The organism is Protofrankia sp. Cj3 (genome assembly GCF_917627355.1).
Classification (GTDB): domain Bacteria; phylum Actinomycetota; class Actinomycetes; order Frankiales; family Frankiaceae; genus Protofrankia.
Map to the genome: position 1 here is coordinate 9,892 of NZ_CAKJTR010000111.1, position 7,529 is coordinate 17,420.

A 7,529-nucleotide genomic window follows, 5' to 3' on the forward strand; every position below is an offset into this window, starting at 1 on the left:
GCGCGGACGCTGAGGACGGCGTGGCCGAGCTCGGCGACCGGGTCGACGCGATCCTGGTGACGGCCGGTGCCTGGGACCTCTCGCCGGCGTGGCTCGCGCAGCTGGCCGAGGACGGCCGGATCGTCGTACCGCTGCGGATGAACGGGATTACCCGATCGATCGGGTTCCGCCGCGACGGCGATCACCTGGTGAGCACCTCGGCCGAGGTGTGCGGGTTCGTCCCCATGCAGGGTGCCGGTGCCCACGACGAGCGGGTCTTCCTTCTGCCTGACGGGCACGGCCGTCATGTCCGGCTGCGTTTCGACGTTGACCCGCCCCAGGACCTGGATCTTCTGGACGGCGTCCTCGCGGCGCCTCGGACCGAGGTGTGCTCCGGGATCACGATCCGTAACGGCGTGTCCTTCGCCGACCTGCACCTGTGGTTCGCCTGCTTCCTGCCGGGCTTCTGCCGGCTGACGGCGGACGAGGGAACCGACCTCGCCGCCGACCGCAAGAGTTGGTTCCCCTTCGGGGCCGTGCAGGGCGACTCGTTCGCCTATCTGGCGGTGCGCCCGGCGTTGGATGGCGCCGGGGTCGAGTTCGGCGGACGAGCGTATGGCCCGCACGGCGAGGCCGCTGCCACCGCGCTCGTCAAGCAGATCCAGGCCTGGGATCGCCAGGCACGGGGCGGACCGGCCCCGACCTTCGCCTACTGGCCGACGGGCACCGACCGTCCGCCGGCCGGCGAGGGCACGGCCGTGCTGGCGAAGACCCACGGCCTGGTCTCGATCTCCTGGCCGGTCGCGGACTGACCTGGCCGGTCCAGGACGCACCACCCACCCGAGAAATCCCCCACCAGAACAAGGAGTGATCTCGATGTCGCCGGTGCTGATGGCCGACCAGGCGGAGTCCGTGGACTTCGCTCTTGACGACGCGGAGCTGGAACTGGACATGCGGGTGGTGGAGTCCACCACCCGGATCGTGATCATGATGTGCGACACGAGCGACGGCTGCGGCCAGAGCTGCAGCACCAGCGCGTGCAGCACCTCCTCCAACGACCCGTCCTGATCTAGCCGTCCCGCCGTCGGTACCTGCCCGACCTGGGTGCCGACGGCGGATCCCGCACCGGCGAGGAGAGGGGATCGCCATGGCCGTGCCCCCGCGCTACCAGCACACCAGCTTCCTCCAGGTCCGCGCTTCGACGGACCCGGGCGGCCTCGAACTGCCTACTGATCTCGACCTGTCCGACGCGGGCGCGGTCGAGCAGGAAGGCCGGGCATGGCTGGCCAAGACCTGGGCGCACCCGGAGGTGCGGGCGGCGCTGCTACTGGCGAGTACCGATCTCTGTGCCCGCGTCGAGCAGATTCTTGACGACGGCGCCGGGCAAAGGTCCGGGACGGAGGTCCGGCGAGCCCTCACCGCCGTGGCGTCCTACCTGCTGCGGTGGCAGCGGCGCGCGACACCGTTCGGGATATTCGCCGGCATCAGCACCGCGACCGTCGGGCCGGCTACCGCCGAGGTGGGACGCGCACATCAAGCCGTGGCACGCGCGGACGCCGAGTGGGTCACGGCGCTCGTCGATCAGCTCGAAGGGCATCCGGAGCTGCGTGGGCGGCTGACGGTGGTGGCCGACAGCGCGCGGATCGTGCGCGACGGTCGGGTCATCGTGCACCGGCGGGCCGAGGCGGGTGCCTCGAGCCCGGGGCCGCTGCGAGAGTCGTCTGTACGGCTGACCCGACCGGTCCGCTTCGCCTTGGCGGAGGCCGGCAACCCGATCCAGCTGGACGCGCTCGTCGCACGGACGGCAACCAGGTTCCCCACCGCCTCCCCGGACAAGATCCGCGCGCTGGTACACGGTCTGGTCGACGGCGGCCTTCTGATCACGAACCTGCGACCACCGATGACAGCCGTCGATGCCCTGACCCATCTGGCCGACGCGTTACGCGCAGCTGGCCCGGAGGGCCTGACCGACGTGAGCGACCTGCTGCGCGAACTCGACAGGCTCCGCGCCCTGCTGGCCACTCATAACCGCACCCCCGATCCGCAGCAGGCCGCGCAGACGCGCCGGACGGTCGCCGCGCGGATGACCTCGCTTGCACCGGGAGCCGGTCAGATGCTCGCGGTCGATACCCGGCTCGACGCGCAGATCGCCGTCCCCGAGCGGGTTCTCACCGAGGCGGCGCTCGCGGCCAGCGTGCTGCTGCGGCTGTCCCGCCAGCCGTTCGGCTCGACAGCCTGGCTGGACTATCACGCGCGGTTCCGGGCCCGCTACGGCCCCGGCGCTCTGGTTCCGGTTCGGGAGCTGGTTGCCGAGTCGGGGCTGGGCTATCCCGGCGGGTATCTCGGTGCACCGCGAGCGAGGCCTGCCTGGCGGATGCTGACCGACCGCGACACCGCGCTCCTGACCCTGATCCAGCAGGCCGCCGTGGACGGGGCCGAAGAGATCGCGCTGACCGACGCGGACGTCGAGGAACTGGCTGTCGGGGAGCACCAGGACATCGTGCCGCCGCAGCGGGTCGAGCTCGGTGTCGAGGTGTGGGCGGTCTCGACCCGTGCGCTCGACCGCGGGGACTTCCGGCTGCGGGTCACCGCCGCCCCGCGGACCTGCACCAGTATGGCCGGACGGTTCGCCCACCTGCTCGATCCGGCCGACCGCGACCGGCTGGCCGCGACGTACACAGCCAGGGCGAAGGCGGGGGAGCGGGAGCAGCCGCTGGCGGCGCAGCTGTCCTTCCCGCCGCGCCGTCCGCACAACGAGAACGTGGCGCGTGTCGAACCGCTGCTGCCGGACGTCGTCTCCCTCTCCGAGTATCCCGACCCCGCCCACCCCGAGGTCAGGTTGATCGATCTGGATGACCTGGCGGTCACCGCCGACGGCGCGCAGATGTACCTGGTGCAGCGCTCCACCGGCCGGCGGGTGATCCCTCGAATTCCGCACGCGCTGGACACCAGCGTGCAGAGCCCACCGCTGGCCCGCTTCCTCGCCGAGGTCGCCGACTCCCGCAGCGCCGTGTTCGGCGGGTTCGACCTCGGCGCGGCCCGCGTCCTGCCCTACGTGCCGCGCATCCGCTACGGCCGCACGGTGCTGGCCGTCGCCCGCTGGATGCTCACCTCCACCGACCTGCCCCGTGAGCAGTCCGGCAACGAAAGGCAGGAAGCACTGTGTGCCTGGCGGCACCGGTGGCGCGTGCCTGCACGTATCGTGCTCTGCCACGGCGAGCTTTGCCTACCCCTTGACCTGGATCGTCATCTGGACCGGGCGCTGCTGCTGACCCACCTGGAGCGGGCCGGCCGGATCGAGGTGCAGGAGGACGGGCCGCCCAACGCACAGGGCTGGATCGGCCGGCCGGCCGAGCTGCTGATCCCGTTGACCGCGATCAGCCCACTGGCACGGCCACTCCCCGTGACCACAGCGCCGGGAGCGGTACATCGTCCGGGGGACTCCGCCCTTCTGCATGCACAGCTTGTCGGAAACCCGGCTCGGTTCGACGACATCCTCACCGGCCACCTGCCGAGGCTGGTCGCCAGCATGGAAGGGCTTGTCGGGCTGTGGTGGGTCCGGCGACACCGCGACATGATCCTTCCTGAGAGTGATCAGTACCTTGCGGTGTTCCTGCGCCTGCACAGCCCAGACCACTATGGGCCGGTCTCCGCCGCTGTGGCCGCCTTCGCAGCCGACCTAGAGAGCCGCGGCCTTCCCAACCAGCTCACCCTGGCCACCTCTCCGCAGCACACCGCCCGCTACGGCGACGGTGACGCGCTGGCCGCCGCCGAGTCGGTGTTCGCTGCCGACACCCTCTGCGCCATCGCCCAGATCACGACGGCCCAGACGTCCGGGATCTCCACCCAGGCCCTGGCCGCAGCATCGATGGTGGACCTGGCCGCCTCCTTCGCTCCCGACCTGCCGGCCGGGTACCAGGCACTCGTCGGATGCCTTCGGCAGGAGCACGGTGCCCTGGACCGCATCCTGCGGGACCAGGCTCTCGACCTGGCCGATCCCGGCGGTGACCACCAAGCGGTTCGTGCCCTGACCGGCGGTGAGGCAGTCGTCAGAGCCTGGAACGCCCGAGCCACCGCGCTGGCGCTGTACTACCAGGCCCTCGCGCGGCAGCGTGATCCGCGGACAGTGCTGCGGACTCTCCTGCACAAGCACCATGTGCGCGCCGTCGGTGTCGATCCGACCCTGGAGAGGGAAACCGGGCGCCTCGCCCGCGCCGCCGCACTGCGCCACCTCGCTCTGGCCGGTGCCCGGTGACCCCCGGCACCGGTGCCGCGGTGGAGACGTTCTCCGCCGACGACGCGGTCAGACAGTCCCTGGCCCGAGGCCCGGCCGGGACGGCGCTCCTGCAGATCGAGCGGGCCCGGACCGGCTCGGGTAGCTGGGACACCGCACAGGCCCACATCCGGCGGGCCGTCGCCGGGCCGGTCGACGCCGCCGAGCACACCGGCCTGTACTACGGGGCGCCCGCCCTCGCCTTCCTCCTGCACGCCGCCGCCGACGGGAATCCCCGCTACCGCAGCGCCCGCGACACGCTGGACACCCACATACAGCGTCTGACCCGCCAGCGGCTGACCCTCGCTGCCAGCAGAGCCGAACGCGGCGAGCCCACCACGTTCGCCGAATACGACCTGTTCTACGGCCTGACCGGCATCGGCGCCCTCCTGCTCCGCAGCCACCCCGACAGTGAGATCCTCGCCGACCTCCTGCGGTACACGGTCAGTCTGACCCGGCCGCACCGCGAGAACGGTGTCGACCTGCCGGGCTGGTGGGTCGCACATGACCCGGACGACGCTCTGCCGACCCCGGGTGGGCACGCGAACCTCGGCATGGCGCACGGCGCGGCCGGCCTGCTCGCCTTCCTCGCTCTCGCCGCCGCAGAAAGGAGCCTGGTCGACGGCCAGGACGAAGCGATAGCCACCCTGACCGACTGGTTCGACCAGTGGCGCCAAGACGGCGCGGACGGCCCCTGGTGGCCGCAGTGGATCACCCGCGAGGATCTGCGCACCGGCCGCCCCACCCAGACCAGCCCCGGCCGCGTCTCCTGGTGCTACGGCACGATCGGCATCGCCCGCGCTCAGCAGCTTGCCGCCCTCGCCATCCACGATCATCGACGGGCACAGGACGCCGAGGCCATCCTCGCCGCCGCTCTGACCGATTCCCAGCTCGACCGGATCAGCGATCTCGGCCTGTGCCACGGCCTGGCCGGGATCTACCAAACCGCCTATCGAGCCGCCCGTGACGCGCGAAGCTCCGCCATCGGCCGCCGGCTTCCCACGATCGCCACCCGGCTCGCGCGGCACGCCACCGCCTCTTCCACCTCCAGCGGGCAGGACAGCGGGCTGCTGACCGGCGCTGCGGGGATTGCCCTGGCAGCGGAATCCACCCGACATGTCGGACCGCCACGCACGGGATGGGACATATGTCTGCTCATAGCCTGAGCATCACCGCCCCCCAAGACCTCGCTGCCGGCGTCATCGCGGTGCTCGCCGGCGCCGACCTGCACGCCACAGCCACCAGCAACGCGCTCAGTCCCGCCGACCTGGCCGACGCGGTACGGGTCTACCAGGCGGCTGGACTCGCGGCGCTTGAACAGCGCGCCGACCAGAACTGCTACCAGGTACGGGTCCAGTTCCCCGACTGGTCCACCGCCGAAGCCACCGCCGCCACACAGCTCGGCCCACGCCTGGACCAGCTCCAGGCCGGCGGCGCGGTCGGCGGCTGGTGGTTCCTGCGCAAGCACCCCTGCTGGCGGCTCCGCCTGCACCGCGCGGACACCACGGCCGTCGACCAGGTGCTCGACGAGCTGACCGCCATCGGAGCACTCACTCGCTGGTGGTCGACGGTCTACGAACCGGAAACTTTCGCCTTCGGCGGCCCAACCGGGATGAACGCCGTCCATGAACTGTTCTGCGCTGACAGCCGCGGCGTCCTCGACTACCTGCGCCACGACACCCCCGGCCTCGGCCGCCGCGAACTCTCGATCCTGCTGATCAACGGCCTCCTACAGGCGGCCGGCCTCGACAGCTTCGAACGCGGCGACGTCTTCGCCCGGGTCGCCGGCCTACGCCCCGTCCCACCGGCCACCGACCACCCGAAGATCGCTCAGCTCGCCGCGAACGTGCGGCTGCTTCTGTCCATCCCCGACCTGCCCACCAGCGACCTGTTCGCCTCCGGCGGGCCGGTCGCGCACCAGCCCCCTGGCTCACCGCCTTCGACACCGCCGGCCGTCAACTCGGCGACGCCGCCGCACAGACAAAGCTCGGCCGCGGACTCCGGGCGATCCTCACCCATGTGCTGATCTTCCAGTGGAACCGGTTCGGCCTGTCCGCCACCAGCCAGGCCGTTCTCGCCCGCGCGGCTGCCACAGCCCTCCTGCCTGGGGACTGACGGACCATGAACCCCGCGGCACGGGCTGTGGCCTGCTTCTTCCCCTTGATCAGCCGTCCCCGCCTTGCCTGCCCACCTCTCAGCCGAGGCCCGCACAGCCTTGGCGGAGAGCACGCCGACATACTCGTGGGAGCTCCAGGTGGCAGCCTGTCTGGAAGTGATCTGTGCTGAGGACACACCTACTCAACGCCTCCGGCCTGAGAGCGGGAACCCTGCCTGAACCGCTGCTGGAGTCCGTTCTCAGCTCCGCCCGCACCGCCGAAGCTGCGATCGTTACGTCGATACACCCTCAGTGACGGTGATCTCGGTCAGTACCCGCGGGCGCTCGGCCGGCCTTGAGCGCCGTCGACGGCGACGTCGGCTCCGTTCACCCAGCTAGCCCGGTCGGACAAAAGGAAGGTCACCACGTCCGCGACTTCCTCGGCGGTGCCCAACCGGTGCGCGGGGAAGTCCCGCTGCACGAAGGTCTCGAAGTCCTCCGGATGCTGGCGGGCGTAGTTCTCCCAGCCGCCCCCGGGGAAGAGGATGGACCCTGGGCTGACCGCGTTGACCCGCACGTTGAACGGCCCCAGCTCCCGGGCGAAGGCTGAGGCCAGGTAGATCTCCGCGACCTTGGCTGCCCCGTACTGTGCCCGGGGCGACGGCTTCGAGGCCGAGATCGACGAGACGATGACGACCGATCCGCCGCCGTTCTCCCTCATGTGCGGGACGGCCGTGCGGATGGCTCGGACGGCGTGGCCGGCGTTGAGGTCGAACGTCTGCGCCCAGTCTTCAGGGGTCGAGTCGAGAAGGTCCCCTCCGACGGTGCCACCGACGTTCGCGACCAACAGGTCGACGCCTCCGAAGCGATTGGCTGCCTCCTCGACGAACCGTTCGACCTGGCCAGGCTGGGTCACGTCGGCGATCAGGCTGAACACGTCCGAGTCGCCCAGGCCGAGGCTCGCTGCGGCCTGGGCGAGGGCGTCGGAGTCGCGTCCGCAGATCCCGACCCGGCAGCCCTCGGACGCAAGGCGGGACGCGATCGCCCGGCCGATGCCGCGAGAGCCACCGGTGACGAGCGCGACCTTGCCGTTCAGATGAAGATCCACTAGAGGATGTCCGCCTGTCGATCATGTGCCGCTGAACCGGCGCCGGGGTTGGAAGGGGCCCGCCGCTGCATGCT

Annotated in this window: 5 protein-coding genes and 1 pseudogene; 5 read left to right on the top strand and 1 reads right to left on the bottom strand. The window is 71.1% G+C overall.

Translation table 11 applies throughout. The features are described 5' to 3' along the window. The 5 genes and pseudogenes from MJ783_RS15305 to MJ783_RS15325 all read left to right on the top strand — a co-directional run. Window positions 1-791 (top strand): annotated as a pseudogene (locus MJ783_RS15305) (methyltransferase, FxLD system); the annotation flags it as partial. A 64-nt stretch (window positions 792-855) separates the two neighbouring features. After that, window positions 856-1,047, top strand: a complete 192-nt coding sequence (gene fxlA / locus MJ783_RS15310) for an FxLD family lanthipeptide (RefSeq protein WP_239311116.1) — start codon at window positions 856-858, stop codon at window positions 1,045-1,047. 79 nt (window positions 1,048-1,126) lie between these two features. Continuing rightward, the gene (locus MJ783_RS15315; RefSeq protein WP_239311117.1) at window positions 1,127-4,234 is read left to right on the top strand and encodes a lantibiotic dehydratase; all 3,108 of its coding nucleotides are present in this window, start codon (window positions 1,127-1,129) and stop codon (window positions 4,232-4,234) included. Further along, window positions 4,231-5,418 carry a lanthionine synthetase C family protein gene (locus MJ783_RS15320; RefSeq protein WP_239311118.1) on the top strand — a complete coding sequence of 396 codons (1,188 nt, stop codon included), beginning with the start codon at window positions 4,231-4,233 and terminating at the stop codon, window positions 5,416-5,418. Before MJ783_RS15315 ends, MJ783_RS15320 begins: the two co-directional genes overlap by 4 nt. Next, window positions 5,400-6,278, top strand: a complete 879-nt coding sequence (locus tag MJ783_RS15325) for a thiopeptide-type bacteriocin biosynthesis protein (RefSeq protein WP_239311119.1) — start codon at window positions 5,400-5,402, stop codon at window positions 6,276-6,278. Before MJ783_RS15320 ends, MJ783_RS15325 begins: the two co-directional genes overlap by 19 nt. 397 nt (window positions 6,279-6,675) lie before the next feature. Here the strand turns inward: MJ783_RS15325 and MJ783_RS15330 are convergent, their stop codons facing one another. After that, window positions 6,676-7,455: an SDR family NAD(P)-dependent oxidoreductase gene (locus MJ783_RS15330; RefSeq protein WP_239311120.1), complete on the bottom strand. Its 780-nt coding sequence runs from the start codon at window positions 7,453-7,455 to the stop codon at window positions 6,676-6,678. Window positions 7,456-7,529 lie beyond the last annotated feature (74 nt).